We start from the raw sequence: 26,491 nt of genomic DNA, 5'->3' as shown, positions 1-26,491 counted from the left end.
ACGGGCCTCCTGCGGTCATGCGCACGCTATGCGCATGATTCCGGGCTGTCAATGCGTGCCAGCGATGTCCAGCCGTGTTTCGCCTTGGAAGATGCCGTTCGGGCCGAAGCGGCGTTCGTGGATGAAGCCGCGGCCATGGTGATCCACGGCAACGATCGTACTGGCGCGGGTGCCGTAGCTGGCGCCACCGATAAAGGCCGCCGAGAGCAGGCGCTCGGTGGCCAGGTCCACGCCGGTGTGGGGAAGGGCGTGGTCGGGCGCAGTGTCCGGGTTGCCCAGGGCCGTCCACAGCGGCTGCAGATCGCCGCTGGCGTCGTCGCACCAGGCGCGAAGGGCATCGGTCAGGGCATTGGTCTTGGGCCAGTGCGCGTCCAGCGGCCCGTTGGACATGCCGTGGATACCGGGTGCCAGGTGGCGCGCCAGCGGCGGATGGTTGCTGAGGTGCTCGCAGTGCTCGGCATCGCACAGCAGCAGGTTGAACGGTGGGAACTCGTGCGCCGCGGCGGCCAGGTCGCCCGCGTAGGCGCGGGCATCCAGGGTGCCGCCCAGGTAGTCGGCAATCAGATGTCCGCGCGAGCGTCCCGAGCTGCTGGCCAGCGGGTCGCGCACATTGGTCACCACTGCGACACGGCCGTCGCTGCCCAGCCCGACCCAGCTGCCGCCCGAGCGCAGGTCGCGACCGGCCAGCACGCCGTCGGCCGGTGCGGCCCAGCGCGCCAGGGCCGCAGTGGGACGCTCATGGAATTCATCGCGGTTGCCAGCCAGCAGCAGGCGCCAGCGCGGGTGGGTTTTCCAGGCGAGAGCGACCAGGCACATGGCACCGATTGTCCTTTGTTTGCGCAGTTGAGATATGCAGCTGGCGCAATGTGAAGTGAGACGAGGGTCGGGTTTACATGCCCTTCACGCCCCTGAATTTTTGTTCAATCTCAAAATCTGAGACGAAACAGCAACTTGTGGATAAGCTTTGAACAAGTCTCTAAAGAGTGCTGCAACTCATTGATGCGACTGGCGATTTGTGGCCCGGAAAACTGTTGACAACCTTTGACGCGCTGCTAAGGTGGGCATCGGAGGGAAAACCAGGTGTTTTGTGGTTTTTCGTGGTTCAATGATCCCCCAGCGGGTATTCGAGGTTGCATTCGGTGTTTCAGGGCGAGACTGCCATCACGGTGGACGACAAGGGACGCATGGCGGTGCCAACCGCATATCGCGACCTGGTCACGCGCGTGAGCGGCAACCGCCTGGTACTCACCTACAACCCGTTCGAAGCCGGTTGCCTGTGGCTGTACGCGGAGAAGGAGTGGGAGCGGGTGCGCGACGATGTGATGTCCAAGCCCAACACCCAGCGCGTGGTCCGCACGCTGCAGCAGAAACTGGTGGGTTCCTCGGCCGTGCTGGAGCTGGACGCCAATGGCCGTCTGAGCATCCCGGCCAGCCACCGCAACGCGGTCGGCATCGAAAAAAAGGCCGTGCTGCTGGGCATGGGCGACAAGTTCGAACTCTGGAGCGAGCAGGCACATCGCGCACTGATCCAGCAGACATTGTCTGACGGGGATCTGGGCGATGAATTGCTCGATCTCAGGTTGTGAGCCGGGGTGCCCGGATGCGCGGTGAAGCGCAGCCCGGTCACCCGGTGTCGCAGCCGCCGGCGGCCCATGTGCCGGTGCTGTACACGCAGGTTCTGGATGGCCTGCAGGTGACCGAAGGCGGAACCTATCTCGATGGCACGTTCGGGCGTGGCGGACACGCACGCGGCGTGCTGGAACACCTTGGCCCGGGAGGTCGACTGCTGGTGATGGACAAGGACCCTGAAGCGATCGCAGTGGCCGAACAGGCGTTCGGTGGCGATGCACGCGTGTCCATCCATCGCGGCAGCTTCGCCGGCCTTGGCCAGGTGGTCGCCGCAGCGACCGTCGACGGCATTCTGCTGGACCTGGGCGTGTCCTCGCCGCAGCTGGACGTGGCCGGGCGCGGTTTCAGTTTCGGCAAGGACGGCCCGCTGGACATGCGCATGGACCCGGATAGCGGCCAGAGCGCGGCCGAGTGGCTGGCGCATGCCAGCGACCGCGAGATCGCCGATGTGCTGTGGACCTATGGCGAAGAACGCCAGAGCCGCCGCATCGCGCGCGCCATCGTGGCGCGTCGTGCCGAACAGCCGCTGCTGCGCACCGCGCAGTTGGCCGACCTGATCGCCTCGGTGATGCCGCGCGGCGACAGCAAGACCCACCCGGCAACGCGCAGCTTCCAGGCGATCCGCATCCACATCAATCGTGAACTGGCCGACCTGGAAGCCGGGCTGGACGCTGCCCTGAGCGCACTCAAGCCGGGCGGCCGGCTGGCGGTGATCAGCTTCCATTCGCTGGAAGACCGCATCGTCAAGCAGTTCATGGCCCGCTACGCCAAGGCCCCGCCAAGCAACCGCCGCCTGCCCGAAGCGCAACCCTTCGTACCGACGCTGCAACTGGTCAGCGGCGCGATCAAGGCCGACGACGCCGAACTGGGCATCAACCCGCGCGCGCGCAGCGCGGTGTTGCGGGTAGCCGAGAAGCTGGGAATGGAGAATCGGGAATCGGGAATGGGCAAAGGCACCAGCGCCGCTGCTTCCCGATTCCCGAATCCCGATTCCCGATTCCCGGCGTCTCCGAACGGAGACGCCGCATGAGCCGTTTGCTGCTCATCGTGCTGCTGGCCTGCAGCATCGCCTCGGCGATCGGGGTGGTGTACATGCGCCACATGCATCGCAAGCTGTTCGTGCAGCTGTCTAAGCTCGAACACACGCGCGATGAATTGAACATCGAATTCGGCCGGCTGCAGCTGGAGCAGGCCACCTGGGCGGAAAGCAATCGTGTCGATCAGGTCGCGCGTGCGCGCATCGGGATGAAGTTCCCGGAGACCAACGACATCGTGGTGGTGCGCCCATGACGAATTCGCGCGACGGCCGTTTTGCACGGCCAAGCTTTCTGCAGGGAGGTATGCGGTGAAGGCTGGTCGCAACCGCCCTCGCAGCAATTTCAACCTGCGCGGCCGCCTCACCTTGGTGGGCGTGGCGCTGGGGCTGTGCTCGGTCACTCTGATCGGCCGGGCGGCCTATGTGCAGCTGGTCAACCGCGATTTCTATCAGCGCCAGGGCGAAGCGCGTTACCTGCGTGAACTGCCCATCGCCACTTCGCGCGGCATGATCACCGACCGCAACGGCGAGCCGCTGGCGGTGTCCACGCCGGTGGAATCGATCTGGGTCAATCCGCAGGAACTGCTGCGCAACCCGGACCGCATTCCCGAGCTGGCCAAGGCGCTCGGCCAGCCGCTGGACGAGCTGAACGCCAAGCTGGCGCAGAAGGCCGGCAAGGAGTTCATGTACCTGCAGCGCCGGATCAATCCGGACAAGGCGCATGCGATCGTCGATCTGAAGATCCCGGGCGTGTTTTCGCAGCGCGAGTTCCGTCGTTTCTATCCGCAAGGCGAAGCGATGGCCCACGTGCTGGGCTTCACCAACATCGACGACCGCGGCCAGGAAGGTCTGGAGCTGGCGTTCGACGAGTGGTTGCGCGGCAAGCCGGGCTCCAAGAAGGTGGTGCGCGATGCGCGCGGCGCCATCGTGGAGAGCGTGGACCTGGTGCGTCCGGCGCAGCCGGGCAAGGACCTGACCCTGAGCATCGACCGGCGCATCCAGTTCCTGGCCTACAAGGAGCTGCGTAACGCGCTGGTCGAAAACAATGCGGCCGGCGGGTCGATGGTGGTGATGGACGTGGCCACCGGCGAAGTGCTGGCCATGGTCAACCTGCCGACCTACAACCCCAATTCGGTGACCGGGATCAACCCGTCGGCGCGGCGCAATCGCGCCGTCACCGACCTGGTGGAGCCGGGATCGACGATGAAGCCGCTGACCGTGGCTACCGCGCTGACCGCCGGCGTGGTGACCAAGGACACCGTCATCGACACCAACCCCGGCTTCATGTCGGTGGGGCGCTTCACCATCCGCGATGTGCCGCGCAACAACGGCGTGCTCAACGTCACCGGCGTGATCACCCGCAGCTCCAACATCGGTGCGGCCAAGATTGCCGCCAAGGTGCCGGACCAGACCTTCTATCAGTCGATCCGCAACTTCGGGTATGGCAGCGCACCGCACAGCGGGTTCCCCGGCGAATCGTCCGGTGTGGTGCTGCAGCCGGCACGCTGGAGCGGCCCGTCCAAGACCACGATGTCGTACGGCTACGGCCTGTCGGTGACGCCGCTGCAGATCGCGCAGGCCTACGCCACGCTGGGCAACGGCGGCAAACTGACGCCGCCGACCTTCGTGCGCGGCCAGCACAACGAAACCCGCCAGGTGGTGACGCCGGAAGTAGCGCGGCAGGTCATCGACATGATGGAAACCGTGGTCACCCAGGGCGGCGCCAAGGGCGCGGCGATCCTGGGCTATCACGTAGCCGGCAAGACCGGTACGGCACGCAAGAACGGCGCCAACGGCTACGAGCGCGGGCACTACAACGCGCTGTTTGCCGGCCTGGTGCCGGCGACGCGCCCGCGCTTTGCCACGGTGATCGTGATCAACGATCCGCAGGGCAAGGTGTATTACGGCGGCCTGGTCTCCGCACCGGTCTTCCATCGCGTGATGGAAGGTGCGCTGCGCCTGATGGACGTGCCGCCGGACGATATCCAGTCGTGGCTGGCCGCGCAGGCCGCCGGCAAGACCGGCCAGCCGATCGTCAAGCCGCAGCCGGTCGATCTGGATCCGGCGCTGGTACCTGACCCGGTGGACGAAGTTTCGGCCGGTATTCCGACCGCCGCCGCGCCGCCGCCGGCCGCGCCTGCATCCGCGCAGCCCGCGCCGCTGCAGGAGAGCCGCCAGTGAGCCGCTCGCTGCCGCTGTCGCAGCTGTTGCCGGACCTGACGCTGGCGCACGACGTGCAGGTGTCGGGCCTGGTGATGGACAGCCGCGCGGTACGCCCGGGCGATGCCTTCGTGGCCATCGCCGGTTTCGGCGCACACGGGCTGGGCTTTGTCGAACAGGCGCGTGCCAACGGCGCGGTAGCGGTGTTGTTCGAGCCGCCCGCACCGGCCGATCTGCCGGCGCCGGCCGATGCGATCGCCGTGCCGGGCCTGCGCGCGCGGCTGGGCCGCCTGGCCGACCAGTTCCATGGCCATCCGTCGCGCGCGCTGCGCATGCTTGGCGTCACCGGCACCAACGGCAAGACCTCCACCGTGCAGCTGTTGGCGCAGGCGCTGACCCTGCTCGGCACACCCACCGGCACGCTCGGTACGCTGGGCGTCGGCCTGTACGGCGCTGCCGTGCCGACCGGCTTCACCACGCCGCTGGTGCTGTCCACGCATGCGCTGCTGGCGCAGCTGCGTGATGACGGTGCGCAGGCGGTGGCCATGGAAGTCAGCTCGCACGCGCTCGACCAGGGCCGCGTGGATGCGGTGCATTTCGACGTGGCGGTGTTCACCAATCTCACCCGCGACCATCTCGATTACCACGGCGACATGGCGCAGTACGGCGCCGCCAAGGCCAGGCTGTTCATCCGTGCCGGGCTGAAGGCGGCGGTGGTGAATCTGGACGATGGCTTCGGCCGCACGCTGTTTGCCTCGCTCGATCCTGCGCTGCGCGCGATCGGTGTGAGTTCACGCGGGCAGGCCGATGCCGGCGTAAGCGCCAGCGATCTGCAGCTGGACCACACCGGCATCAATTTCGCGCTGCACATCGCCGGTGAGGCGCATGCGGTGCGCTCGCCGTTGCTGGGGCGCTTCAATGTGGACAACCTGCTGGCAGTGGCTGGTGCGTTGTCTGCGCTGGACTATGCGCCGGCGCGGATCGCCGATGTGCTTGGGCAGCTGCAGCCGATCCACGGCCGCATGAACCGGCTCGGTGGCGCGCACGGCGCACCGCTGGTGGTGGTGGATTACGCGCACACCCCCGATGCGCTGGAACAGGCCTTGGCCAGCCTGCGCTCGCATGCGCAGGACCGGTTGATCTGCGTCTTTGGTTGCGGTGGCGAACGCGATACCGGCAAGCGTCCGCAGATGGCGGCGATTGCCGAGCTCAATGCCGATGTGGCGATCGTCACCGACGACAATCCGCGCGGCGAAGACGGCGATGCGATCGTGGCCGACATCCTGCGCGGCTTTGCGCACCCGGACGCGGCCATCGTGCAGCGCGATCGCGCCGCCGCGATCCATCAGGCCATCGCCATGGCCAGCGCCGCCGACATCGTCTTGATCGCCGGCAAGGGCCACGAGCCCTACCAGGAAGTCGCCGGCGTGCGGCATGCGTTCGACGATGCCGCCGTGGCCGCGCAAGCCTTGCTGCCGCGCACCACGCTGGGAGTGCGCGCATGAAGCTCACCCCGTTGTCGTTGATTGCGCACTGGGCGGGCGGCGAGCTGCAGGGCGACGACGCCATGATCGATGCGGTGAGCAACGACACGCGCACGCTGTCCAACGGCAGCCTGTATGTGGCGCTGCGTGGCGAGCGTTTCGATGGGCACGACTTTGCCGCAGACGCAGTGGCGCACGGCGCCAGCGGGTTGCTGGTGGAGCGCCTGTTGCCGGCGCTGAGCGTGCCGCAGGTGGTGGTGGAAAATGCCGAGCTGGCGTTGGCGCGGATCGCCGCCGGGATGCAGCGCGACCGCGCCACCCGCGTGGTAGCGCTGACCGGTTCCAACGGCAAGACCAGCGTCAAGGCCTTGCTGCTGTCGATCCTGACCGAAGCCGGGCGCGTGGATGGCACCACCGTCTATGCCACGCCGGGCAACCGCAACAACGAAATCGGCCTGCCGCTGGCGGTGATCGCCGCGCCGGACGATGCCGACGTGGCGATCTACGAAATGGGTGCCGGCAAGCCTGGCGATATCGCCTATCTCACCGATATCGCGCGGCCGCAGGTCGCGTTGGTCAACAACATCGCGCCGGCGCATCTGGAGCGCCTGGGCAGCCTGCTCGGCGTGGCACAGACCAAGGGCGCCATCTACGCCGCGCTGCCGGCCGATGGCGTGGCGGTCATCAACGCCGACGACGCCTTCGGCGCCTGGTTCGAGCAGCAGCTGCTGGCGCAGCCGCTGCAGGGCCGTCGCGTGTTGCGCTATGGCTTGCAGGCCAGCGCCGACATCAGTGCACGCCAGCTGCGGCTGCAGGCCGACGGCGCACAGTTCACGCTGGTGACGCCGCAGGGCGAGGCGCAGATTGCGCTGCCGCTGCCTGGTCGCCACAACGTACTCAACGCCCTGGCGGCCACCGGGCTGGCGCTCGGTGCCTGCATCGCGTTGCCGGTCATTGCCGCAGGCCTGGCGCAGGCGCGCCCGGTGGCCGGCCGGCAGATCGCGCATCGGCTGCCCGGCGGCGCGTTGTTGATCGACGACAGTTACAACGCCAACCCCGGCTCGCTGGACGCGGCCATCGATGCACTGGCCGCCGCGCCGGGCGATGGCTGGCTGGTGCTGGGCGACATGCGCGAACTCGGCCCGGAAGGTGCCGCCTTGCATGCCGCTGCCGGGCGGCGCGCACGCGCGGCCAAGTTGCAGCGTCTGTATGCATTGGGCGAACTCAGTGCAGCCGCCGCGCAGGCGTTCGGTGACGGTGGCCGGGTGTTTGCCACGCATGTGGAGCTGATCGAGGCGTTGCGGGCGGATCTCTTGGAAGCCGGAGCCCGTGAAGCCGGCGCCCGGAACCCGGGGCCCGGTGAGAAGCAAAAGCAACAGCAGGTATCGGCAAGTACGCAGGAACACGTTTTGATTCAAGAACACCAATCGCAATCCGCAGCGGCTCTTGCGGGTCCCGAGTCCCGGGTCCCGGGTCCCGGCACCATCACGCTGCTGGTGAAGGGCTCGCGCGGCAGCGCCATGGACCGCATCGTCACCGCGCTGCTCGCACCGGCGGAGGATGCCTCCCATGCTGCTTGAGTTGGCGCGTTGGCTGCAGCAACTGGAGAGCCTGTTCGGGCTGTTCAACTATCTGACCTTCCGCGGCATCCTGGCCGCGCTGACCGCACTGTTCCTGTCGTTGTGGATGGGCCCGGCGGTGATCCGCAAGCTGGCGCAGTTCAAGGGTGGCCAGCCGATCCGCCAGGACGGCCCGCAGACGCATTTCTCCAAGGCCGGCACGCCGACCATGGGCGGCTCGCTGATCCTGCTCACCGTCACCTTGTCGGTGCTGCTGTGGGGCGACCTGCGCAACCGTTACGTGTGGCTGGTGCTGGCGGTGATGATCTGCTTCGGTGCGATCGGCTGGTACGACGACTGGATCAAGATCGTGCGCCGCGACCCCAACGGCCTGAAGTCGCGCTGGAAATACCTGCTGCAGTCGATCTTCGGTCTGGCTGCCGGGCTGTTTCTGTACTACACCGCCGACGTGCCGGCGGCGATCACCTTCTACATTCCGATGTTCAAGTCGATCGCGCTGCCGCTGGCCGGCGTGAGCTTCGTGGTGATCGCCTATTTCTGGATCGTGGGCTTCTCCAACGCGGTGAACCTCACCGACGGCCTGGACGGTCTGGCGATCATGCCGACCGTGCTGGTGGCCTGCGCGCTGGGCGTGTTCGCCTATGCCTCGGGCAACGTGGTGTTTGCCGAATACCTGAAAATCCCGCTGATTCCCGGTGCTGGCGAGCTGATCATCATCTGTTCGGCGATCGCCGGGGCAGGGCTGGGCTTTCTGTGGTTCAACACCTATCCGGCCATGGTGTTCATGGGTGACATCGGCGCGCTGTCGCTGGGCGCGGTGCTCGGCACCATCGCGGTGATCGTGCGCCAGGAAATGGTGCTGGTGATCATGGGCGGCGTGTTCGTGATCGAAACCCTGTCGGTGATGATCCAGGTGGCCAGCTTCAAGCTGACCGGCAAGCGCGTGTTCCGCATGGCGCCCATCCATCACCACTTCGAACTCAAGGGCTGGCCGGAGCCGCGGGTGATCGTGCGCTTCTGGATCATTTCGGTGGTGCTGGTGCTGATCGGCCTTGCCACGTTGAAGGTGCGCTGATGAACGACATGTCCCGCCAGGCCACGCGACTGGACGCCATCGGCGGTCGTTACGACCCGTGGTTGCTCGGCGCGGCCGCCACGCTCGCCTCGCTGGGCGTGGTGATGGTGGCCTCCAGCTCGATCGAATTGTCGGATAACCCGTTCTATTACCTGACCCGTCACCTGCTGTTCCTGGGCATCGGCATCGGGCTGGCGTTCTGGGCGATGCGCACCGAGCTCAAGACCATCGAGCAATACAACCAGGTGTTGCTGCTGGCCTGCTTCGGGCTGCTGATGGTGGTCTTCGTGCCGGGGCTGGGCAGCAGCGTCAACGGCGCCAAGCGCTGGATCAACCTGGGCGTGTCCAAGTTTCAGACTGTCGAAGCGGTCAAGGTGCTCTACATCGTGTGGCTGTCCAGCTACCTGGTGCGCTTCCGCGATGAAGTCAACGCCACCTGGCCGGCCATGCTCAAGCCGCTGGGCGTGGCCATCGCGCTGGTCGGCCTGTTGCTGATGCAGCCGGACTTCGGCTCGTCCACGCTGCTGCTGGCGATCACCGCCGGCATGCTGGTGCTGGGTGGGGTGAACCTGCCGCGCATGTCGATGCCGATCGTGTTCGGCCTGCCGGTGTTCGCCTTCATCGCGATCCTGGAGCCGTACCGCCTGCGTCGTATCACCTCGTTCCTGGACCCGTGGGCCGATCAGCTCGGCTCCGGCTATCAGCTGTCGAATGCGTTGATGGCGGTTGGCCGTGGTCAGTGGACCGGCGCGGGCCTGGGCGCCTCGGTGCAGAAGCTCAACTATCTGCCCGAGGCGCATACCGACTTCATCTTCTCGGTGATCGCCGAAGAGCTGGGCTTCGTCGGCGTCTGCGGTGTCATTGCGCTGTACGCGCTGCTGGTCGGCCGCGCGTTCTGGCTGGGCATGCGCTGCGTGGAAATGAAGCGCCACTTCTCCGGCTACATCGCGTTCGGCATCGGCCTGTGGATCAGCCTGCAGAGTTTCGTGTCGGTGGGCGTCAACCTGGGCATCCTGCCGACCAAGGGCCTGACCTTGCCGCTGATTTCCTCCGGCGGTTCGTCGGTGCTGATGACCTGCGTGGCGATGGGCCTGTTGCTGCGCGTCTCCTATGAAATGGATCGTGCCGAGCGCCTGCGCAGCAAGTTGTCGCCGCAGGGTGCGGGCACTGCGGCTGCCGAGCCGGCCGAACCTGTCGCCGACGCGGCGCCGCCGACATATTCGCCAGCGCGCAAGCCGCAGCGCGAGACCGCTGCCGCCGCCGCACCGGTCGCTGCCGCCTCGGTGGCACCGGCATCGGCGATCTTGCGCGGCACCAGCCGCATGCAGCCGCGCGTGGAACCGACGTTCGGGAGGATCGCATGAGCGTTGATGCGACTGCCTCGCAAGCATCCGCAGCGTCTGCCGGAGCTCGGCCTGTGATGATTCTGGCCGGCGGCACCGGCGGGCATATCTTCCCAGGGTTGGCCGTGGCCAAGGTATTGCGCGCGCGCGGCGTGCCGGTGACCTGGCTGGGCGCCGATGGCGCAATGGAAACCCGTCTGGTGCCGCAACACGACATCCAGATCGACACCCTGGCCATCAGCGGCCTGCGTGGCAAGGGCGTGGTGAAGTTGCTGGGTGCACCGGTGCGGGTGATGCGCGCGGTGCGCGCCGCCGGCTTCGTGCTGCGCAAGCGTCAGCCGCGTGCGGTGATCAGCTTTGGCGGCTTTGCGGCCGGCCCGGGCGGTCTGGCCGCGCGCCTGCTCGGCACGCCGCTGCTGGTGCACGAACAGAACCGCGCGCCCGGCATGACCAACAAGGTGCTGTCGCGTTTTGCGCGCCGCGTGCTGACCGGCTTCCCGGGCAGCTTCGCCGGCGAAGAAGCGGTGGGCAACCCGGTGCGTGCCGACATTGCCGCACTGCCTGCGCCGGCTGCACGTCTGGTGGGCCGCGATGGCCCGGTGCGCCTGCTGGTGCTTGGCGGCAGCCAGGGCGCACGGGCATTGAATCAGGCCGTGCCGGCCGCGCTGGCTGCACTCGGTCACCCGGATGTCGACGTGCGCCATCAGTGCGGCGAAAAGCTGCGCGCCGAAGCCGAAGCGTCGTACGCACAGGCAGGGGTCAACGCCAGTGTCGAACCCTTCATCGCCGACATGGCGGCGGCCTATGCCTGGGCCGATCTGGTCGTGTGCCGCGCCGGTGCATCCACGTTGGCCGAACTGTGCGCCGCCGGCATCGGCAGCGTGCTGGTGCCGTTCGCCGCAGCGGTGGACGACCATCAAACCCGCAATGCCGAATACCTGGTCAGCGCCGATGCCGGCGTGCTGCTCAAGCAGGACGACGGCCTCGCGGTGCGTCTGCAGCAGCTCCTGCAGACCCTGCTCAACGACCCGGCCCGTCGCCTGTCGATGGCGCAAGCCGCCCGCACCCTGGCCAAGCCGGATGCCGCAGAGCGGATCGCCGACATCATTCTTCAGGAAGCCGGGAGTGGTGAATCGGGAATGGGGAATGGGCAGAGCTCGAAACAACTGCAGGAACACACAGTGATGCAAGAAGACAAGCGTACCGATCAGGCGCTCAACGCCGTCGGTGCCTCGCTTTACACGATTCCCGATTCCCGATTCCCGATTCGCACCTCCGCAGGAGGTGCCCTGTGATCCGCCGTCTGCAGGACAGTGGCGATCTGGTGCGCGCATTTCCGCGCGTGCATTTCGTCGGCATCGGCGGCACCGGCATGAGCGGTATTGCCGAGGTCATGCTGACGCTGGGTTATGAAGTCTCCGGTTCGGATAATTCGGATAACGCGGCGACGCGGCGTCTGGCCAAGCTGGGTGCGCGCGTGATGCGCGGCCACTCCGCCGCCAACGTGCTCGGCACCGATTGCGTGGTGGTGTCCAGTGCCATCCGCGAAGACAACCCCGAGCTGATGGAAGCGCGCAGCCAGCGCATTCCGATCATGCCGCGCGCAGCGATGCTGGCCGAGCTGATGCGCTTCCGCCGCGGCATCGCCGTGGCCGGCACGCATGGCAAGACCACCACCACCAGCCTGGCGGCAGCCGTGCTGAGCGAAGGTGGCCTGGACCCGACCTTCGTCATCGGCGGGCAGCTGCTGGCCGCAGGTGCCAACGCAAAGCTCGGTGGCGGCCAGTGGCTGGTCGCCGAAGCCGACGAGAGCGACGGCAGCTTCCTGCGCCTGAATCCGTTGATGGCGGTGATCACCAACATCGATTCGGATCACCTGGAAAACTACGGCAACGACTTCGCCCGCGTGCAGGCCGCATTCGCCGAATTCCTGCAGCGCCTGCCGTTCTATGGCCTGGCGCTGTTGTGCATCGACGACCCGGAAGTGGCTGCACTGGCCGGCAAGACGCCGCGTCACGTGATGAGCTACGGCATGAGCGAGAACGCCGACGTGCGCGCCGAGGATGTGGTGCAGGACGGCCCGCGCATGCGCTTTACGCTGCGTCTGCCCGAAGGCACCACCACGCCGGTCACCTTGGCGCTGCCGGGCCGTCACAACGTGCTCAACGCCCTGGCCGCCGCCGCAATCGGTTGGCAGCTGGGCGTGGAGCCGCAGACCATTGCGCGCGCGCTCGAAAATTTCGCCGGCATCGGCCGTCGCTTCAACGATCTGGGCGAAGTCACCACCAGCACCGGCGCACGTGTGCGCGTGGTCGACGATTACGGCCATCACCCGCGCGAACTGGAAGCGGTGTTTGCGGCAGCACGTGGCGGCTGGCCGGACAAGCGCCTGGTCGTCGCCTTCCAGCCGCACCGCTACAGCCGCACCCGTGACCAGTTCGACGCCTTCGCCGCAGTGCTCAGCACGGTCGATGCACTGGTGTTGAGCGAGGTCTACCCGGCCGGCGAAGCGCCGATCCCCGGCGCCGATTCGCGCGCACTGGCACGCGCCATCCGTGCGCGCGGCCGCAGCGAGCCGGTGGTCGTGGGCCAGATTTCCGGCCTGGCCGAAGTGTTGCCCGACGTGCTGCAGGACGGCGACCTGCTGTTGATGATGGGCGCCGGCGATATCGGCTATGTGGCCCAGCACATCATCAACAACGGGTTTGTTGGAGAGCAGGCGTGAGCGCTGTCATCGCCAATGCCCGCACCAGCGACCCGGCCGCATTCGGCCGCGTTGCGGTGCTGCTCGGCGGCACCTCGTCCGAGCGGGAAGTGTCGTTGAACTCCGGCAGCAATGTGCTGGAAGCGCTGCGCGCACGCGGTGTGGATGCACAGCCGGTCGATGGCATTCCGGCGTTGGCCAAGGCATTGGTCGCACAGCAGTTCGATCGCGTCTTCAACGTGCTGCACGGCCATAACGGCGGTGGCGAAGACGGTATCGTGCAGGGCTTGATGGAAGCGTTCGGCGTGCCGTACACCGGCTCGGATGTGCTCGGCTCGGCGCTGAGCATGGACAAGATCCGCACCAAGCAGGTGTGGCTGTCGCTGGGCCTGAGCACGCCGCGCTACGCGCGTCTGGCTGCCGGCGCCAGCGCCGACGACATCCATGCCGCGGCCCGGCAGATCGGCTTGCCGGTCATCGTCAAGCCGGCCAACGAAGGCTCCAGCGTCGGCGTCAGCCGCGTCTTCGACCAGGCGCAACTCGAAGAGGCGGTGACCCTGGCTGCCCGCTACGACGGTGCGCTGTTGATGGAGCAATTGATCGAAGGCGATGAACTGACCGTTGCCGTGCTCGGCGATACCGCGTTGCCGTCGATCCGCATCGTGCCCAAGGGCCAGTGGTACGACTACAACGCCAAATACCTGGCCGACGACACGCAATACCTGTGCCCGGGTCTGGAGGGCGAGGCCGAAGTGCAGATCCGCCAGCTCGCGCTGGACGCCTTCCGCGCTGCCGGCTGCCGCGGCTGGGGCCGCGTGGACGTGATGCGCGATGGCAGCAGCGGCCAGCTCTATCTGCTCGAGGTCAACACCGCCCCGGGCATGACCAGCCACTCGCTGGTACCCAAGGCCGCCCGCCAGCTCAGCATCGACTTCGAAGAACTGGTCTGGCGCGTGCTGGAGCAAACGCTGTGAAGCCGGGAATCGTGAATCGTGAATCGGGAATGGGTAACAGCAGATGCGCTGTTGCCGTTGCGATTCCCTATTCCCGATTCCCAATTCCCGTGTGCGGAGCACACCCATGAACGCCACCCTGCGCATCCTGGCGTGGTTGCTCGCAGTGGCGCTGGTCGCGTTGCCGGTGGTGGCCGTGCTCAATGGCTGGGTCGGCGCCGAGCGCTGGCCGTTGGCGCGGTTGCGGGTGTCTGGCGATTTCAAGCGGGTGCCGGCCGAGCAGTTGCGTGCGGTGGTCCTGCCGTATGCGCGCTCGGGCTTTTTCGCGGTGAAGTTGCAGAGCGCGCAGGACGCGATCGCGCGCCTGCCATGGGTGGAAAGTGCGCAGGTGCGTAAGCGTTGGCCGGACGTGCTGGAAGTGCACGTGACCGAGCACAAGCCGTTCGCGCGCTGGGGAACCGACCGCATGTTGTCCGAGCAGGGCCGCTTGTTCCGCACCCCGCCACTGTTGAAGGACTTCAAGTTGCCGCAACTTGGTGGCCCGGACAGCAAGACCCAGGACGTGGTGGCGCTCTACAACGAGTCGCGTGCGTTGTTCGCGCCGACCGGGCTGGATGTGGAGCGTCTTGAAATGGACGCGCGCGGCAGCTGGTCGCTGGGCTTGAGCAACGGCGTGCAGATCGTGATCGGCCGCGACGATGCCCGCGCCCGCCTGCAACGCTTCGCCCGCGTGCTCCCGCAGCTGACCGACCCGCAGCGCCCGATCGCACGCGCCGACCTGCGCTACACCAATGGCTTTACGGTTGAACGGCGAATGGAGAATGGGGAATCGGGAATCGAGAAGAAGCCAAAGCCCGCATCGCCCGCTGCGTCTCACACACTTGTTCTCAACTCTCCCCGCATTCGTGTACCGCTGTTGACGATTCCCCATTCCCCATTCGCTATTCCCGGCTTTAAGACATGAACCGCAAAGGCGACAAATCCCTCATCGTTGGACTGGACATCGGCACCTCCAAGGTCGTTGCGCTGGTCGGCGAGTATTCGCCCGGCAATCCGATCGAAGTGATCGGCATCGGTTCGCATGAATCGCGCGGTCTCAAGCGCGGCGTGGTGGTGGATATCGAATCCACCGTGCAGTCGATCCAGCGTGCGGTGGAAGAAGCCGAGCTGATGGCCGGCTGCGAAATCCGCTCGGTGTATGCCTCGATCTCCGGCAACCACGTGCAGTGCAAGAACTCGCCCGGCATCGTCCCGATCCGCGATGGCGAAGTGACCTGGAGCGATCTGGAGCGCGTGCTCGATGCCGCCAAGGCCGTGGCCATTCCCGCCGACCAGCGCATCCTGCATGCCATTCCACGCGAGTACGTGCTGGACGATTCGCAGGAAGGCATCCGCAACCCGGTTGGCATGACCGGCGTGCGCCTGGAGGTGCATGCGCACCTGGTGGTGTGCGCGCAGTCGGCCGCGGCCAACATCACCAAGTGCGTGCAGAAGTGCGGCCTGCAGGTGGACGATCTGGTGCTGTCGTCGCTGGCCTCCTCGGTGGCCGTGCTCACCGCCGACGAGCGCGAGCTGGGCGTGGTACTGGTGGACATCGGCGCCGGCACCACCGACCTTGCGGTGTACGTGCAGGGCGCGATCTGCCACACCGCCTCGCTGCCGATCGCCGGCGACCACGTCACCAACGACATCGCGCACATGCTGCGCACGCCCACGCCGGAAGCCGAACAGATCAAGGTGCGTTATGCCTGCGCGCTGGCGCAGCTGGCCACCGCCGAAGAAAGCATCCAGGTGCCGTCGGTGGGCGACCGCCCACCGCGCCGCATGCCGCGGCATGCGCTGGCGCAGGCGGTGCAGGGCCGGTACGAAGAAATCTTCGAGATGGTGCAGGCCGAACTGCGCCGTTCGGGCTTTGAAGAAATGGTGCGCGCCGGCATGGTGCTCACCGGCGGCGCCTCGAAGATGGAAGGCGTGGTCGAACTGGCCGAAGAAATGCTGCAGATGCCGGTGCGCGTGGGCATTCCGCAGCACGTCACCGGCCTGGGCGAAGTCGTCGGCAACCCGGTGCACGCCTCCGGCGTGGGCCTGCTGCTGATGGGCAGCCAGATCGAACATCCGCGCCGTCCGTCGATCCCGACCGGGCGCGCGGGCAGCTTGTTCAAGAAATTGAAGAACTGGTATCGCGGCGAATTTTGAATCGGGAATCGGGATTCGAGAATCGGTAGAAGCAAAGGCAAAGCGGTTGCAGCAGGCTTGAGTGGAGAGCGGTGAGAGCGGTGAGAGCGGTGAGAGCGGTGAGAGCGGTGAGAGCGGTGAGAGCGGGCAGGGCGTAGTTTTTTTGTGGTTCCGCCGAGGAAACAGTGGTTGGCGTGAGGTGTTTCGCTGTTGCGATTCCCCATTCCCAACTCCCCATTCCCGGCATTCAAACAACAACATTCGCCGACATGCGGGTGTTGGGCTGGCGAACGGAGCGATCCGATTCCCCATTCCCGATTCCCCATTCACGGCATCTAAAGAGGACACTGACATGGCACATTTCGAACTGATTGAAAAAATGGCTCCCAACGCGGTCATCAAGGTCGTTGGCGTCGGCGGCGGTGGCGGCAATGCCGTCGCGCACATGGTCAACACCAATGTCGATGGAGTGGAATTCATCACCGCCAACACCGACTCGCAGGCGATCAAGAACTGCGGCGCCAAGTTGCAGCTGCAGCTCGGCACCAACGTCACCAAGGGCCTGGGCGCAGGCGCCAATCCGGAAGTCGGCCGTCAGGCCGCGCTGGAAGACCGCGAGCGCATCATGGACGCGCTGCAGGGTGCGGACATGGTCTTCATCACCGCCGGCATGGGCGGCGGTACCGGCACCGGTGCCGCGCCGGTGGTGGCGCAGCTGGCCAAGGAAATGGGCATCCTGACCGTGGCCGTGGTCACCAAGCCGTTCCCGTTCGAAGGCCGTCGCCGCATGCAGGTGGCGCTGAAGGGCATCGAAGAGTTGAGCCAGCATTGCGATTCGCTGATCACCATCCCCAACGAAAAGCTGATCACCGTGCTGGGCCGCAACGCCACCATGATCCAGGCGTTCCGTGCGGCCAACGACGTGCTGCAGGGTGCCGTGCAGGGCATCGCCGACCTGATCGTGCGTCCGGGCCTGATCAACGTCGACTTCGCCGACGTGCGTACCGTGATGTCGGAAATGGGTCTGGCCATGATGGGCACCGGCTCGGCACGTGGCGATGACCGCGCGCAGGCCGCCGCCGAAGCCGCCATCCAGAACCCGCTGCTGGACGATGTGAACCTGGCCGGTGCCAACGGCATCCTGGTCAACATCACCGCCGGCCCGGATTTCACCATGTCCGAGTTCGACGAGATCGGCCGCACCATCGAAGCGTTCGCTTCCGAAGATGCGACCGTGGTCGTGGGCACCGTGCTCGACCCGGACATGCAGGACGAAGTGCGCGTGACCGTGGTCGCCACCGGCCTGAACCGTGCGGTTGCCCGTCAGACCCAGCGTCCGGACCAGCGCGCCCCGATCAAGCTGGTGCGCAACGCCACCACCGGCCAGCCGGAGTTCGGCGACTTCGACGCCTCCAGCGGCGATGCAGTGTCCAAGGCCGTCGGCGGCAGCATGGGTCTGGGCCTGCGTCGCCCGAGCAGCGATTCGGTCGGCAGCAGCCACAGCACCGGCAATTCCGCACCGCCGGCCGCAGACCTGCCCAACGATTACCTGGACATTCCGGCGTTCCTGCGCCGCCAGGCCGACTGAGGGGCGCCGGCGGCGCCGCCACGGCGGCGTCGCCCGTCCCACCCGGGGGTTGCCTCGGGGCTGTAATGCCATGTCCTTTCTGCCGGATCGGTGACGGTCCGGCAGCTTTTGCACTGGCGTGACTGCAGGATTACAGCGCTCATCACGCGCAACTTGTTAAAATTCGGATAATCTCACCGGATTAGACAGCCGGTTCAGCGTCTGTCTGCATTGTTCCCCCAGACTTCGCATATGACCCAGCAACGCACCCTCAAGAACACCATTCGCGCCACCGGCGTCGGCCTCCACAGCGGCGACAAGGTCTATATGACGCTGCGACCGGCCCCGGTCGACCATGGCGTGGTGTTCCGACGTGTGGACCTGGAGCCGGTGGTCGAAGTGCCTGCCGATGCGGAGCTGGTCACCGAGACCACGCTGTGTACCGGTCTGACCTACAACGGCGCCAAGATCCAGACCGTCGAGCACCTGATGTCGGCGCTGGCCGGGCTGGGCGTGGACAATGTCATCGTCGAACTGTCGTCGGCCGAGTTGCCGATCATGGATGGCTCGTCCGGCCCGTTCGTGTTCCTGCTGCAGTCCGCAGGCATCGTCGAGCAGGACAAGCCCAAGCGTTTCATCCGCATCAAACAGCCGGTGGAAGTGCGCGAGGGCGACAAGGTCGCGCGCTTCGAGCCGTATGACGGCTACAGGCTGGGCTTCACCATCGAATTCAACCACCCGATGATCCCGGCGAAGCAGTCGCGCCAGGAAATCGAGTTCTCCACCTCGGCATACGTCAAGGAAATCTCGCGCGCCCGTACCTTCGGCTTCATGCGCGACCTGGAATACATGCGCGAGCGCAATCTGGGCCTGGGCGGTTCGATGGACAACGCCATCGTGCTGGACGAGTTTCGCGTGCTCAACGAGGACGGCCTGCGCTACACCAACGAATTCGTCCGCCACAAGATCCTGGACGCCATTGGCGACCTGTATCTGGCCGGCGGCGCCATCCTGGGTGCCTACGAAGGCTTCAAGTCCGGCCACGCGCTCAACAACAAGCTGGTGCGCGCCCTGCTGGCGGATCAGGCTGCCTGGGAATGGGTGAGCTACCCGCAAGGGTCCCAGCAGCCGCCGGTCACCTACGCCAGCCCTGTCTACGCCTGAAGGCACTGATCGAACCCTCCGCAGCGGGCGACGGGCGCGGCCAAGGCCCAGCGTTGCAGCGCCCGGCATCCGCTGGTCGTGTCACGCGTGCCATCTGCCCCGGCGCAGCCGAGCATTCGGCAGCGTTTGTGTCAGGGAATGCCGCAATCGGCATTCAAAGTGTGAACTCTGTCAGATTTTGGGCCGGTTCTTAACTTTTATTTAAGACTTCTCTAACTCCTGCGGCCTCCACGCCCGCTAGGATGCGTCGGGTCGTGCGTGGTCTTCGCAATCTTTTCACGCACAGGCGGTCGCTTCGAGAAGGCGGCCAGGACGTCACCGCTTGGTCGGTAAGACGTCCTGCAAGGACGCCAGCGCTTCGCGCAGACCTTTGTGCGTGGCTTCGGATACCGGCCGTGGACGGTCGCGGTTCTGCTGTGTTGGGGAATGCAGCGGAGTGCTTGCTGTCTTGACGGTCACTGCGGTGGCCTTCAATCCGAGGGATCGGGCGGCATCAAGGAGTTGGGTCTCGGCAAGCCGCACCTTGGCATGCCAGATCGGTGAATCAACCAGAAAAACGAGCTGTTCGCCTCGGACATTGGCCAACCGGCAACGGGTGGCCAGATGGGGCGGTAACAGGGGACGCAACTGCCGGTCCAGCGCATCGAGCCACAAGGCCCGGCGCAACGGGTCGCCAGCCTTTTCCCCCAGCGCGGCCTCGATGGCCGGTTGTGGTGTGGAGGGGTTGCGTGCGTTGGACTTGGGCTTGGACATGACACTCATATGGCGTTGAAAAAAGTTGTAATCAAATCCCGTCAGACACGGGCAGAACGATTGACCCGGCAGATCCAGGGCTTTGCCGCAGATCGGCCGATGGTCGTCCTGGGCGCGGTACTGGGCCTGGGCATGCTGATGGGCGTCGGTGCGAGTACCGCGACCGGCATGGTGACCAATTCCGCGCTGCAGGCCAAGGTCGCGCAGCAGCAGGTCGAGCTGGCCCAGGCGCAGCGCGCCTCGCAGGCGCAGGTCAACGCGCTGGCGGCCCGCATGGGCGAGCTGCAGGCGCAGGCCACCCGCCTCAATGCGCTGGGTGAGCGGTTGACCGAAATGGGCAAGCTGAAGGACGGCGAGTTCGACTTCGACGAGCCGGTCGGCGTCGGTGGCGGCGACGAGCCGGTCAGCGACATGCCGGTGAAGGAGCTCACCGAGACGTTGGGCCAGGTCGAACAGCAGTTTTCCGCCTCCGGGCAGCAGCTGAACGTGCTGGCCTCGCTGATGTTCGATCATCAGCTCGAGCAGAACGCGGTGCCGTCGCGGATGCCGATCCGCAACACCTACATCACCTCCGGCTTTGGCGGCCGCGCCGACCCGTTCGATGGCGGCTCGGCCTTCCACAAGGGTGTGGATTTCCATGCCAACGTGGGCGACCCGGTGATGTCGGTCGCCGATGGCGTGGTCAGTTATGCCGGCGTGCGCGGCGGTTACGGCAATGTGGTCGAGGTGGACCACGGCAACGGCTACGTGACCCGCTATGCGCACAACTCGCGGCTGGTGGTGAAGGTGGGCGACCTGGTCCGTGCCGGCCAGCAGGTGGCCAGGGCCGGTTCCAGCGGCCGGTCCACCGGCGCACACGTGCATTTCGAGGTCTGGGCGGACGGGCGCGTGGTCAATCCGCGCAAGTTCCTGGGCGACACCAACACGCCGGTGGGGCGCCGAGGGCGCGGTTGACGAAGGCATGGCAGGCTCCCGCGGAGCTGCTTGATTCGTGAAGGCTCGCCCCAAGCTACAATAGGGTGTTGCCATGACAGGGCGCAGTGCGCCCTGTTTCGTTTACGGCGGTCGGGTCTTGGGGACCGGCGTCGGTCAAACCGTTCCTTTTCAACCGGTTTCTTCAATGATCAACAGTCTGCTTACCCGTGTCTTTGGCAGTCGTAACGAACGCCAGCTGCGCCAGCTCAACCGCCTCGTCACCCAGATCAATGCGCTGGAGCCGACGATCGAGAAGCTCTCCGACGCCGAGCTGCAAGCCAAGACCCCGGAGTTCAAGCAGCGGCTTGCCGCCGGCGAGTCCCTGGACAAGATCCTGCCCGAAGCCTTTGCGGTGTGCCGCGAGGCCAGCCGCCGCGTGCTGGGCATGCGCCATTACGATGTGCAGCTGATCGGCGGCATGGTGCTGCACCTGGGCAAGATCGCCGAGATGCGCACCGGCGAAGGCAAGACCCTGGTGGCGACCCTGCCGGTGTACCTCAACGCGCTGCAGGGCGAGGGCGTGCACGTGGTCACGGTCAACGACTACCTGGCGCGTCGCGACTCCGCGCAGATGGGCAAGTTGTACAACTGGCTGGGCCTGAGCGTGGGCGTGGTGTACCCGGGCATGCCGCATAGCGACAAGCACGCCGCCTACGCTGCCGACATCACCTACGGCACCAACAACGAGTTCGGCTTCGATTACCTGCGCGACAACATGGCGCTGTCGCGGGCCGACCGTTATCAGCGCAACCTGCATTACGCCATCGTCGACGAAGTCGACTCGATCCTGATCGACGAAGCGCGCACCCCGCTGATCATTTCCGGCCCGGCCGACGAGTCGCCGGAGCTGTACATCCGCGTCAACCGCATCGTGCCGCAGCTGACCAAGCAGGAAAGCGAGGAAGGCGAGGGCGATTACTGGATCGACGAGAAGGGCAAGCAGGTGCATCTGTCCGAGGCCGGCATGGGCCACGCCGAAGAACTGCTGATGCAGGCCGGCATCCTGGAAAATGCCGAAGACGGCCTGTATGCCGCACAGAACCTGAGCGTGGTGCACCACCTCAACGCCGCGCTGCGTGCGCATGCGATCTATCAGCGCGATGTGGACTACATCGTGCGCGATGGCGAAGTGGTCATCGTCGACGAATTCACCGGCCGCACGCTGTCCGGGCGGCGCTGGTCCGACGGCCTGCACCAGGCGGTCGAGGCCAAGGAAGGCGTGCCGGTCCAGCGCGAGAACCAGACGCTGGCCAGCATCACCTTCCAGAACCTGTTCCGCATGTACAAGAAGCTGTCCGGCATGACCGGTACGGCCGACACCGAAGCCTACGAATTCCAGAGCATCTACGGGCTGGAAGTGGTGGTGATCCCGACCAACCGCCCGACCGTGCGCAAGGATCATCCGGACCAGGTGTTCCTCAACCGCAAGGGCAAGTTCAATGCGGTGCTGGCCGATATCGAAGATTGCGCCAAGCGCGGCCAGCCGGTGCTGGTGGGTACCACCTCGATCGAGACCTCGGAGATGCTCTCCGAGCACCTGCGCAAGGCGGGCGTGAAGCACGAAGTGCTCAACGCCAAGCAGCACGAGCGCGAAGCCACCATCGTGGCCAACGCCGGCCAGCCGGGCGCGGTGACCATTGCCACCAACATGGCCGGTCGCGGTACCGACATCGTGCTGGGTGGGTCGCTCGAGTCCGAATACCACGCACTCGGCGAGGAGGCGACCGAAGAAGCGCGTTTCCAGGTCAAGACCGAATGGCAGCGTCGGCACGACGCGGTCAAGGCGGCCGGCGGCCTGCACATCATCGGGACCGAGCGTCACGAATCGCGCCGTATCGACAACCAGCTGCGCGGCCGTGCCGGTCGTCAGGGCGACCCGGGTTCGTCGCGCTTCTATCTGTCGCTGGAAGACAACCTGATGCGCATCTTCGCCTCGGACTGGGTGCAGAAGGCGATGCGCATGATGGGCATGAAGGAAGACGACGTCATCGAAGATCGCCTGGTCAGCCGGCAGATCGAAAAGGCGCAGCGCAAGGTGGAAGCGCATAACTTCGACATCCGCAAGAACCTGCTGGATTTCGACGACGTCAATAACGACCAGCGCAAGGTGATCTATGCCCAGCGCGACGAGTTGCTGGATGCCGAATCGGTCAAGGACAACGTCGACGGCATCCGCGGCGATGTGATCTACGACCTGGTCGCACGCTTCGTGCCGCCCAACTCGGTGGACGAACAGTGGGACCTGCAGGGCCTGGAAGCCACGCTGGAATCGGAACTGGGCATGCCACTGGCGCTACGCGAAATGGCACGCACCCAGGAAGAACTGGACGCCGAACAGATTGCCGCCAAGGTGCAGGCAGCGGTGGACGCGCACTTCGCCGAGAAGGAAGCGGCCGTGGGCAACGACACCATGCGCGCACTGGAAAAGCATGTGATGCTGACCGTGCTCGACCAGGGCTGGAAGGAGCATCTGGCCAAGATGGATTACCTGCGCCAGGGCATCTACCTGCGTGGTTACGCGCAGAAGCAGCCCAAGCAGGAATACAAGAAGGAAGCCTTCGAGCTGTTCTCCGAGATGCTGGAGAACGTCAAGCGCGAGGTGATCAACCTGCTGGCGCGCGTGCGCATCCGCAGCGAAGACGAAGTGGCCGAACTGGAAGAGCAGGAGCGTCGCCAGGCCGAAGCCCGCCTGATGGCTTCGCAGTTCCAGCACCAGGATGCCGGCGGCTATGGTGCCGACGAAGAAGTGGAACAGATGCAGGGTGCCAACGCCCCGGTGCCGGTCTCGCAGGTCACCCGCGACGAACCCAAGGTCGGCCGCAACGACCCGTGCCCCTGCGGCAGCGGCAAGAAGTACAAGCACTGCCACGGTCAACTCAGCTGATGCTGAGTTGACCGTGGCGCAGCCCGCGAAGCGGGCTGCGCACCAGGCATCCGCGTAGCGGACGCCTGGTGCACGGTCCTTGCTTCCGATCCCCGCGCCGTTGGCGCGCCCCCTTACCAAGGGGGCTCTGCTTACGGATGGGATTCGCTGGAGCTGCTGATGTGCAGCTCATGGAGTGTCGTAGGCTGGGTGCAATGCCCCGCCGGGACCTTGCACTCTTGATCCGGTTCCCTGCCAATGGCATTTGCATGCATCGTTGCCAGGTAAGGTCGGAAACCGCGGCATAGACGCTGGAAGAGTCCAGCAGCTGTCTTGCGGTGGGCCTCGGCAGGGCAGGTCCGCGACACGCTGTCCATCTCGTGTGACCACAACTTCGCCTTCCGCATGCAGGCGTCTCCGCCGGTGCCACTATGGGGCGTATGCTCGATCCACGTCCTGCGGGGAGTGCGTCATGTCGCAGCTGTCGAGCCAGCAACTGAAGGTGTTCGTGCCTGCGCGCGATTACGCGCTGTCGCAGCGGTTCTATCGTGCGCTGGGTTTTGTGCAGGAGGACGAGGTGGGCAACGTGACCTGCTTTCGGCATGGGGCGCAGTGCGCGTTTCTGCTGCAGGATTTCTATGTGCGCGAACTGGCCGAGAACCTGATGTTGCACCTGTGGGTGGACGATGCCGACGGGTGGTGGCAGCACGTGCACGACATCGGCTTGGACGAGCAGTTCGGCGTGACGTTCAGCGCGCCGGAAGATCGGCCGTGGGGCGCACGCGATTTCACGTTGCACGATCCCAGCGGGGTGCTTTGGCGAATCGGGCAGCCGCTTTAATCGGGAATGGGGAATAGGGAATTGCAACCGCGGGGCTGCGACAGTTCTGCTTCCCCATTCCCCATTCCCCATTCTCAGCTCGCCAGCGATTGCGCTGCACTGCTCACTCGCGGCACTCTTGCGCCATGCCCGATTCCCTTCGATCCATTCACGTCGTTGCCGGCGTGATCACCGACCCCCGCGGTCGGATCCTGTTGACCCGCCGCACCGAAACCCGCGACATGCCGGGGCTGTGGGAGTTCCCTGGTGGCAAGCGCGAGCCCGGCGAAACCTCCGAGCAGGCGCTGGTGCGTGAGCTCAACGAAGAGCTCGGCATCGAGGCGCAGGTAGGCGAGTGGGTCATGGAGGTGCCGCAGCTGTATCCGGACAAGCGGCTGCGTCTGGAAGTGCGCCACATCACTGCCTGGAAAGGCAGCCCGCGCGGACGCGAGGGCCAGGCGATGACCTGGGTGGCGGCCGACAAGCTTGCCCGCTATTCGATGCCGCCGGCCGACGTGCCGGTGGTGGGCGTGCTGCGTCAGCCCGACCATTATCTGATCACCCCCGAACCCGATGACGCTGCGTTATGGCTGGAAGGTCTGGAGCGCGCATTGCACAGCGGACTCACGCGCATCCAGTTGCGCGCACGGCAGGCCGAGCCCGCGCGCTGGAGGGCCTTGCTGCAACAGGTGATGGGCTTGCGTGGTCGTGCACGCGCGCAGCTGTTGCTCAACCGCGACATCGCGCTGGCCGGGGAGCTCGGCATCGGCGTGCATCTGGGCTCGGAGCAACTTGCCACCTTGCAGGAGCGTCCGTTGCCAGCCGAACAGGTCGTCGCCGCGTCGTGCCATGGCCTGGAGGATCTGCGTCACGCGCAACGGCTCGGCTGTGATTTTGCGGTGCTGGGGCCGGTGCAGGCGACGGCGTCGCATCCAGGCGCGACGCCGTTGGGATGGGACGGATTTGAACGCTTGCGCGAGCAGGTCGCGCTGCCGATCTACGCACTCGGCGGGATGCAGGCCGACGACCTGCGCGAAGCGCGTTCCCACGGCGCACAAGGTATTGCGGCGATTCGCGCGCTGTGGCCGCAGTGACTGCGTCGTCAGCAACCTTGGTGGTGTTCGGCGGATTGCCGGGCGATCGCCGCACACGCAGCCGCCTGCTGGAAATCGAAGGAGTGTGCAGCGATCGCAAGATGCATCGGCAGCGCGTGGAATCGCGTCGGAGCGACGTGGTCGGACTGCGCGTGCCGGATTGGTCCTCCGTACTCGCGCATGAATATGCGGTGTGGACCGAGCCGCATTGGGTGATCGACAGCGCCGGGCTGAACCCGCAGCAGTCGGCTACTCAGATCATGGACCGGCTTGCCGCGTAGCCTGCAGGCGTCACCTCCCGAGGCATGGGGTCCAACGGACTCGCGGAGCCGATACGCTCCACCGACGAAGGTACTTCACCACTGCAATCCGCTGGCGTCCTTCAAGGGGGCGCTGCGCTAGAACGTCACCCAGAAGCAGTTGTACTGCCGGCGGAGCCGCAACACGCTGCGCGCCGGGGTGCCGCTGGCGAGGTTCTGTTCCAGGCGCAATCCCCATGGGCGGGGACGCGTGGGTGCCGGCAAGGGCGCATCGATTGCGCTGCCGTCCAGCGAGGGTGTTGTTGCGGTGTTGTCTACGTCCCAGGTGGGCGGGTCGCTTTGCGGATACATCGGCACGATGTCCAGCAAGGGGCGTTGCACGATGGCCTCCAGCCGGCTCAGCACCTGGTTGGCCGCCGCGTCGGATTGCCCGCTCCACAGGTACAGGCTGGACAATCGATTGACATCGCGGCTGTCTACGGCGGTTTGCAGCAGCGTCACCAGCTCGCTCAGCCGCCGGGGGCAGCCATAGCGATGCAGCCCGGTGTTGCCCGGCGCGCGCGGGGCAGGTGGCGCGCGCGTAGCGGCGCCCACATCTTCGCAGCGGCGGTCGGTGAACATGGTCTGCCCATCCGGCGTCACGCAGCGACGGATCTCCTGTGCCTGCACGCCGATAGCGGCAGACAGGCCAAACAGCAGCAACAGCATGGGCAGGATGCGGGGCATCCGCGCAGCGTAGCCGGCCACGTGTGAGCTGGCGACAAACACCAGGATTCATGGCCTTCCGGGTCCGGTGCTGCCGGCCACGCCTGCGTGGTGGACTTGATGACAGCCCCGATGCGGCAGGCCTGCCGGT

Annotated in this window: 22 protein-coding genes and 1 pseudogene; 20 read left to right on the top strand and 3 right to left on the bottom strand. The window is 66.0% G+C overall.

All coding sequences use genetic code 11. The features are described 5' to 3' along the window. Window positions 1–48: 48 nt before the first annotated feature. A complete protein-coding gene (locus XnspCFBP7698_RS12525; protein ID WP_123137433.1) occupies window positions 49–816 on the bottom strand; it encodes an NRDE family protein in 768 nt (255 codons plus the stop codon). A 314-nt stretch (window positions 817–1,130) separates the two neighbouring features. Here XnspCFBP7698_RS12525 and mraZ point away from each other — a divergent pair, with 314 nt between their 5' ends. The 15 genes from mraZ to lpxC all read left to right on the top strand — a co-directional run bounded on the left by mraZ (window position 1,131) and on the right by lpxC (window position 18,870). Further along, window positions 1,131–1,586: a division/cell wall cluster transcriptional repressor MraZ gene (gene mraZ, locus XnspCFBP7698_RS12520; RefSeq protein ID WP_010367651.1), complete on the top strand. Its 456-nt coding sequence runs from the start codon at window positions 1,131–1,133 to the stop codon at window positions 1,584–1,586. Window positions 1,587–1,600: 14 nt separating this feature from the next. Further along, window positions 1,601–2,659: a 16S rRNA (cytosine(1402)-N(4))-methyltransferase RsmH gene (rsmH, locus tag XnspCFBP7698_RS12515; protein WP_199680168.1), complete on the top strand. Its 1,059-nt coding sequence runs from the start codon at window positions 1,601–1,603 to the stop codon at window positions 2,657–2,659. Beyond that, entirely contained in the window at window positions 2,656–2,919 is a 264-nt protein-coding gene (gene ftsL / locus XnspCFBP7698_RS12510) for a cell division protein FtsL (protein ID WP_005991913.1), read from the top strand. Before rsmH ends, ftsL begins: the two co-directional genes overlap by 4 nt. A 55-nt stretch (window positions 2,920–2,974) precedes the next feature. Next, entirely contained in the window at window positions 2,975–4,846 is a 1,872-nt protein-coding gene (locus XnspCFBP7698_RS12505; RefSeq protein WP_047697612.1) for a penicillin-binding protein 2, read from the top strand. 8 nt (window positions 4,847–4,854) lie between these two features. After that, window positions 4,855–6,330, top strand: a complete 1,476-nt coding sequence (locus XnspCFBP7698_RS12500; RefSeq protein WP_199680167.1) for a UDP-N-acetylmuramoyl-L-alanyl-D-glutamate--2,6-diaminopimelate ligase — start codon at window positions 4,855–4,857, stop codon at window positions 6,328–6,330. Continuing rightward, complete coding sequence (gene murF / locus XnspCFBP7698_RS12495) at window positions 6,327–7,889, top strand: UDP-N-acetylmuramoyl-tripeptide--D-alanyl-D-alanine ligase (RefSeq protein WP_104580962.1); 1,563 nt, start codon at window positions 6,327–6,329, stop codon at window positions 7,887–7,889. The genes XnspCFBP7698_RS12500 and murF overlap by 4 nt, the downstream gene beginning before the upstream one ends. Then, window positions 7,879–8,964 (top strand): phospho-N-acetylmuramoyl-pentapeptide-transferase, encoded by a 1,086-nt coding sequence (mraY, locus tag XnspCFBP7698_RS12490; protein WP_010367638.1) that lies wholly within the window; start codon window positions 7,879–7,881, stop codon window positions 8,962–8,964. Before murF ends, mraY begins: the two co-directional genes overlap by 11 nt. Then, window positions 8,964–10,328: a putative lipid II flippase FtsW gene (ftsW, locus tag XnspCFBP7698_RS12485; RefSeq protein ID WP_104580961.1), complete on the top strand. Its 1,365-nt coding sequence runs from the start codon at window positions 8,964–8,966 to the stop codon at window positions 10,326–10,328. Before mraY ends, ftsW begins: the two co-directional genes overlap by 1 nt. Continuing rightward, window positions 10,325–11,602: an undecaprenyldiphospho-muramoylpentapeptide beta-N-acetylglucosaminyltransferase gene (gene murG / locus XnspCFBP7698_RS12480; protein WP_104580960.1), complete on the top strand. Its 1,278-nt coding sequence runs from the start codon at window positions 10,325–10,327 to the stop codon at window positions 11,600–11,602. Before ftsW ends, murG begins: the two co-directional genes overlap by 4 nt. After that, the gene (gene murC, locus XnspCFBP7698_RS12475) at window positions 11,599–13,032 is read left to right on the top strand and encodes a UDP-N-acetylmuramate--L-alanine ligase (protein ID WP_047697602.1); all 1,434 of its coding nucleotides are present in this window, start codon (window positions 11,599–11,601) and stop codon (window positions 13,030–13,032) included. Before murG ends, murC begins: the two co-directional genes overlap by 4 nt. Then, the gene (locus tag XnspCFBP7698_RS12470) at window positions 13,029–13,985 is read left to right on the top strand and encodes a D-alanine--D-alanine ligase (RefSeq protein ID WP_104580959.1); all 957 of its coding nucleotides are present in this window, start codon (window positions 13,029–13,031) and stop codon (window positions 13,983–13,985) included. Before murC ends, XnspCFBP7698_RS12470 begins: the two co-directional genes overlap by 4 nt. A 106-nt stretch (window positions 13,986–14,091) precedes the next feature. Then, complete coding sequence (locus tag XnspCFBP7698_RS12465; protein ID WP_104580958.1) at window positions 14,092–14,928, top strand: cell division protein FtsQ/DivIB; 837 nt, start codon at window positions 14,092–14,094, stop codon at window positions 14,926–14,928. After that, window positions 14,925–16,160: a cell division protein FtsA gene (gene ftsA / locus XnspCFBP7698_RS12460; protein WP_003485272.1), complete on the top strand. Its 1,236-nt coding sequence runs from the start codon at window positions 14,925–14,927 to the stop codon at window positions 16,158–16,160. Before XnspCFBP7698_RS12465 ends, ftsA begins: the two co-directional genes overlap by 4 nt. 331 nt (window positions 16,161–16,491) lie before the next feature. Further along, a complete protein-coding gene (gene ftsZ, locus XnspCFBP7698_RS12455; protein ID WP_039404161.1) occupies window positions 16,492–17,727 on the top strand; it encodes a cell division protein FtsZ in 1,236 nt (411 codons plus the stop codon). Between the two features lie 231 nt (window positions 17,728–17,958). Continuing rightward, window positions 17,959–18,870, top strand: a complete 912-nt coding sequence (gene lpxC, locus XnspCFBP7698_RS12450) for a UDP-3-O-acyl-N-acetylglucosamine deacetylase (protein ID WP_104580957.1) — start codon at window positions 17,959–17,961, stop codon at window positions 18,868–18,870. Window positions 18,871–19,185: 315 nt separating this feature from the next. On the opposite strand, the gene XnspCFBP7698_RS12445 is transcribed toward lpxC, so the two are convergent. After that, window positions 19,186–19,632, bottom strand: coding sequence for a DUF721 domain-containing protein (locus XnspCFBP7698_RS12445; RefSeq protein ID WP_081422662.1), 447 nt, complete (start codon window positions 19,630–19,632; stop codon window positions 19,186–19,188). Here XnspCFBP7698_RS12445 and XnspCFBP7698_RS12440 point away from each other — a divergent pair, their 5' ends adjacent. The 5 genes and pseudogenes from XnspCFBP7698_RS12440 to XnspCFBP7698_RS12420 all read left to right on the top strand — a co-directional run. Beyond that, complete coding sequence (locus XnspCFBP7698_RS12440) at window positions 19,633–20,577, top strand: M23 family metallopeptidase (protein ID WP_104580956.1); 945 nt, start codon at window positions 19,633–19,635, stop codon at window positions 20,575–20,577. Window positions 20,578–20,743: 166 nt separating this feature from the next. Continuing rightward, window positions 20,744–23,482, top strand: a complete 2,739-nt coding sequence (gene secA / locus XnspCFBP7698_RS12435) for a preprotein translocase subunit SecA (protein ID WP_039404154.1) — start codon at window positions 20,744–20,746, stop codon at window positions 23,480–23,482. A 451-nt stretch (window positions 23,483–23,933) separates the two neighbouring features. Next, window positions 23,934–24,302, top strand: coding sequence for a VOC family protein (locus tag XnspCFBP7698_RS12430; protein ID WP_047697592.1), 369 nt, complete (start codon window positions 23,934–23,936; stop codon window positions 24,300–24,302). Window positions 24,303–24,427: 125 nt separating this feature from the next. Next, on the top strand, window positions 24,428–25,375 hold the full coding sequence (locus XnspCFBP7698_RS12425) for a Nudix family hydrolase (protein ID WP_104580955.1): 948 nt from the start codon (window positions 24,428–24,430) through the stop codon (window positions 25,373–25,375). Between the two features lie 47 nt (window positions 25,376–25,422). After that, window positions 25,423–25,656: pseudogene (locus XnspCFBP7698_RS12420) on the top strand (hypothetical protein); the annotation flags it as partial. Between the two features lie 117 nt (window positions 25,657–25,773). Here XnspCFBP7698_RS12420 and XnspCFBP7698_RS12415 read toward each other — a convergent pair. Continuing rightward, window positions 25,774–26,403, bottom strand: a complete 630-nt coding sequence (locus XnspCFBP7698_RS12415) for a hypothetical protein (RefSeq protein ID WP_123137432.1) — start codon at window positions 26,401–26,403, stop codon at window positions 25,774–25,776. Window positions 26,404–26,491: the final 88 nt, after the last annotated feature.

Source organism: Xanthomonas sp. CFBP 7698 (assembly GCF_003600855.1).
In the GTDB taxonomy this organism is placed as follows: Bacteria; Pseudomonadota; Gammaproteobacteria; order Xanthomonadales; family Xanthomonadaceae; genus Xanthomonas; species Xanthomonas cannabis.
Note: the sequence above shows the minus strand (reverse complement) of the source record. Positions and strands in the feature narration are given on the sequence as shown.

What these genes read in the sequence shown, in the direction of transcription:
- ftsL (WP_005991913.1), top strand. Translation starts at nt 2,656, where the DNA reads ATGAGCCGTTTGCTGCTCATCGTGCTGCTGGCCTGCAGCATCGCCTCG.
- XnspCFBP7698_RS12430 (WP_047697592.1), top strand. Translation starts at nt 23,934, where the DNA reads ATGTCGCAGCTGTCGAGCCAGCAACTGAAGGTGTTCGTGCCTGCGCGC.
- ftsA (WP_003485272.1), top strand. Translation starts at nt 14,925, where the DNA reads ATGAACCGCAAAGGCGACAAATCCCTCATCGTTGGACTGGACATCGGC.
- lpxC (WP_104580957.1), top strand. Translation starts at nt 17,959, where the DNA reads ATGACCCAGCAACGCACCCTCAAGAACACCATTCGCGCCACCGGCGTC.
- XnspCFBP7698_RS12440 (WP_104580956.1), top strand. Translation starts at nt 19,633, where the DNA reads ATGGCGTTGAAAAAAGTTGTAATCAAATCCCGTCAGACACGGGCAGAA.
- murF (WP_104580962.1), top strand. Translation starts at nt 6,327, where the DNA reads ATGAAGCTCACCCCGTTGTCGTTGATTGCGCACTGGGCGGGCGGCGAG.
- ftsW (WP_104580961.1), top strand. Translation starts at nt 8,964, where the DNA reads ATGAACGACATGTCCCGCCAGGCCACGCGACTGGACGCCATCGGCGGT.
- murG (WP_104580960.1), top strand. Translation starts at nt 10,325, where the DNA reads ATGAGCGTTGATGCGACTGCCTCGCAAGCATCCGCAGCGTCTGCCGGA.
- mraY (WP_010367638.1), top strand. Translation starts at nt 7,879, where the DNA reads ATGCTGCTTGAGTTGGCGCGTTGGCTGCAGCAACTGGAGAGCCTGTTC.
- XnspCFBP7698_RS12445 (WP_081422662.1), bottom strand. Translation starts at nt 19,632, where the DNA reads ATGAGTGTCATGTCCAAGCCCAAGTCCAACGCACGCAACCCCTCCACA.
- rsmH (WP_199680168.1), top strand. Translation starts at nt 1,601, where the DNA reads ATGCGCGGTGAAGCGCAGCCCGGTCACCCGGTGTCGCAGCCGCCGGCG.
- XnspCFBP7698_RS12525 (WP_123137433.1), bottom strand. Translation starts at nt 816, where the DNA reads ATGTGCCTGGTCGCTCTCGCCTGGAAAACCCACCCGCGCTGGCGCCTG.
- XnspCFBP7698_RS12425 (WP_104580955.1), top strand. Translation starts at nt 24,428, where the DNA reads ATGCCCGATTCCCTTCGATCCATTCACGTCGTTGCCGGCGTGATCACC.
- secA (WP_039404154.1), top strand. Translation starts at nt 20,744, where the DNA reads ATGATCAACAGTCTGCTTACCCGTGTCTTTGGCAGTCGTAACGAACGC.
- ftsZ (WP_039404161.1), top strand. Translation starts at nt 16,492, where the DNA reads ATGGCACATTTCGAACTGATTGAAAAAATGGCTCCCAACGCGGTCATC.
- XnspCFBP7698_RS12465 (WP_104580958.1), top strand. Translation starts at nt 14,092, where the DNA reads ATGAACGCCACCCTGCGCATCCTGGCGTGGTTGCTCGCAGTGGCGCTG.